This window comes from Halanaerobium saccharolyticum (genome assembly GCF_003259895.1).
GTDB lineage: Bacteria > Bacillota > Halanaerobiia > Halanaerobiales > Halanaerobiaceae > Halanaerobium > Halanaerobium saccharolyticum_A.
In genome coordinates, this window is record NZ_QLME01000050.1 from 1 (window position 1) to 3,478 (window position 3,478).

3 protein-coding genes are annotated in these 3,478 nt (G+C 30.9%); all 3 read left to right on the top strand.

The window, feature by feature from the left end:
- Positions 1-168: 168 nt before the first annotated feature.
- From C7958_RS15395 to C7958_RS15405, 3 genes are read left to right on the top strand one after another with little or no spacing between them, the layout of a single operon-like run.
- Positions 169-1,413 (top strand): site-specific integrase, encoded by a 1,245-nt coding sequence (locus tag C7958_RS15395; RefSeq protein ID WP_208320790.1) that lies wholly within the window; start codon positions 169-171, stop codon positions 1,411-1,413.
- 1 nt (position 1,414) lies between these two features.
- Positions 1,415-2,368 (top strand): tyrosine-type recombinase/integrase, encoded by a 954-nt coding sequence (locus C7958_RS15400; protein WP_111573552.1) that lies wholly within the window; start codon positions 1,415-1,417, stop codon positions 2,366-2,368.
- Entirely contained in the window at positions 2,365-3,384 is a 1,020-nt protein-coding gene (locus C7958_RS15405; RefSeq protein ID WP_111573553.1) for a site-specific integrase, read from the top strand. Before C7958_RS15400 ends, C7958_RS15405 begins: the two co-directional genes overlap by 4 nt.
- Positions 3,385-3,478: the final 94 nt, after the last annotated feature.

Here is a 3,478-nt window from a genome sequence, read left to right on the forward strand (position 1 = left end):
CCCTTGTTATGTGAAGCTTCACATAATAAAGGTTATGCAAAGCATATGATTATGTAAAGTATTTAAAAATAATATTGTTCTGTCAGGATTAACTGCTGGTTTACTTTACATAATTACTCTATAATTAGTTAAGGCAAAAGCCTAAATATTATAGAGAGGAAAATGCAAATGAAAAGAGAACAAAAACTTCAGGAACTAATATCAGAACTGGGGGTGCATCTTAAAAGTCTATCCTACCAAAGAGCTACACAATTAAAATATCAGAGAGGCTGGCAGCTTTTAAATGACTTTATGGTCAAAAACTCTATTGAATTCTATAATTCTCAGGTAGGAGAAAAATTCATATCCAGTATAATGAAAAATCGCCCCTATGAAAACCTATGCAGAAAAGAAAAAGACCTTATCAGAATAGCAAATGTAACCAGTGAATTTCAGGCTACGGGTGTAATTAAATTTAGATCAGTCTCCAAAAAGTATAACTTTGATGGGGAGATAGGTAAAATTATTTTAACCTATCTAGAACACCTTAAGCTTAGAGGATTTGCATCAAAAACACTGGAAAGCAAGAAAATTTATTTATTAAGATTTTTAGATCACCTGAAAGCAAATAATATACTTTCTTTAAATAGGCTAGAAAGTCAGCATATACTTCAATTCATTAATAATCTGGGGATATATTCTAAAGCCACAATCCATAATATGTTCAGCACTCTTAGAGGATTTTTAAAATATCTTTATCAGAATGAAATAGTGTTAATTGATTTTTCATATGTTATTCCAAAAAGCAGTTACAAAAAAGAAAGGAAATTACCAACTACCTATACCAAAGATGAAATTAAAAGGATGCTTAAATCAGTAAATAGAGCAAATCCCAAAGGTAAACGAGATTATGCGATGATGCTGCTGGCAGCAAGACTTGGATTACGAGCTTCTGATATCTGTAGATTAAAGTTTGAAAATATTAACTGGAAAAAAAATATGATTAGAATTAAACAGACAAAAACAGCCAGGACAGTTGAACTACCTCTTTTAACAGAAGTGGGTAATGCAATTATTGATTATCTTAAATTCGGGCGTCCAGAATCAGAACTCCAGTATATTTTTATTTGTATAAATCAGCCTTATGATAAGTTAAAAGAGCCAACATTGCACAGCATAGTTTCATTTTATTTAAATAAAGCAAAAATTGATAATCTGGATAAGAAAAAACATGGACCCCATGCCCTGAGACACAGCCTTGCCTGTTCTTTATTGGAGCAAAAAACTCCACTTCCAGTTATTTCAGAAGTGCTGGGTCATAGCAGTACAGAAAGCACAAAAACATATCTAAGAATAGATTTAGATTCTTTAAGACAGTGCTCACTTGAAGTTCCAGATCTAAATTCACCTTATTATATTCAGGAGGTGAACTAAAATGGAATTTAAGAGCATATATGCAGTGCTTTTAAAACAGTATATAGAATTTAAAAGAAATATTGGTTATGACTACAAAGAGATTTCTAGTTTTAAAACATTTGATCGATTTATTATTAAAAATGAATTTACTGAGATAGGTTTAACTAAAGATATATCTGATAAATGGGCTAAAAAACGAAAAAATGAAGCTGATACTACAAGATATACAAGAGTTAATGATATTAAAAATTTCTCGATTTATTTAAACAAGCTTGGATATCAATCATATATTCCAGAGCAGATTAAATTCAAAAAAACTACCTTTACACCATATATCTTCTCTAAAGAAGAAATTAAAAGTTTTTTTGATGCCTGTGATAATTTAAAATTCCATAAAAGATCAAATACAAGATATGTTATTCCCATTGTATTTCGAATGATATATGGCTGTGGTTTAAGAGTTAGTGAGGCCCTAGCTTTAAAAACTGAAGATGTTAATTTATCAGAGAAATATATTATTATTAGAGATTCTAAAAATGATAGAGATAGAGTTTTACCTTTATCTGATTCATTAACTGACATCTGCCTGATATACAGAGAAAAATGTTTATCAAAAAATCTAATCACAAAGTATTTTTTCACTCAGCAAGATGGAAGCAGTTATGCCTCTAATACTGTTTACCGCTGGTTCAGAAAAATATTATGGGAAGCCAATATTTCTCATGGAGGCAAAGGAAAAGGTCCACGAGTCCATGATTTTCGACATACCTTTAGTGTTCATTCACTGATTAAAATGGCAGAATCTGATCTTGAGCTATATTATTCTTTACCTATTCTGTCTAAATATTTGGGACATCAATCACTGGAAGCAACAGATAGATATGTTAGACTGACATCTGATATGTATCCAGAATTAATTAAGGAAGTTAATAATCTCTGCTCATATATTTTTCCAGAGGTGAAGCTTCCATGAAAACAGTTGGCTTTTCCTATTATTTAACTTCTTTTTTAAAAGTTTATTTACCTGGTGAAAAAGGAGTCAGCGAAAATACTATCTTATCTTACAGGGATACCTTTATTCTTTTTCTTAACTTTCTTAAGGATAGCAAAAACATTCCTGCAGAAAGTATTACTTTAGAAATTATCACAAAAGATATTATTGTTGATTTTTTAGATTGGATAGAAAATCAACGACAGTGCAGCATAACCACCAGAAATATTCGGCTGGCAGCTATACATTCTTTCTTTAGATATCTTCAATATCAGAATCCTGAAAATCTGCAAGAGTGGCAGCGAATATTATCAATACCAGTTAAAAAAACAGAAAAGAAAACAATTAATTATTTAAGCTTAGATGGGATTAAATTGTTACTGGAAATGCCAGATCAAAGTTTGAAATCAGGGCAACGCAATCTAGCAATGCTGAGTTTAATGTATGATACAGCAGCTAGGGTGCAGGAAATCATTGATTTAATACCATCAAGTATTCGTTTTGATAAACCATATACAGTTAAACTAATTGGCAAAGGAAAAAAAGCAAGAATAGTTCCTTTAATGGAGCCAACAGCTAAAATTTTAAAAAGATATATGGAAGCAAATTCTCTATTGAAAGATTATGCAAATGAATATCCATTATTTTTTAATAGTCGTAAAGAAAAACTCACAAGAGCTGGAGTAAATTATATTCTAAAAAAATACAGTAAATCAGCTAAAGAAAAAGCACCTGCTTTAATACCTGATCAAATTTCATGCCATTCATTGAGGCATTCAAAGGCTATGCACTTACTTCAGGCAGGAGTTAATCTTGTTTATATTAGAGATATTCTTGGTCATAGCTCGGTTCAGGTAACTGAAGTCTATGCTAGAGCTGATTCCAGACAGAAACGCAAGGCGATTGAAAAAGCCTATACTGATGTTTCTCCTGAAGAAAAACCTCAATGGCAGGATAATGACAATTTATTATCCTGGTTGAAAAAATTTGATCAATAGATTAACTCAAGTTATGTAAAGTAAATTTAAGAACGATGCACTCATTACAGTGTTTTAAGAATTTACTTTACATAATCATATACTTTGCATAACC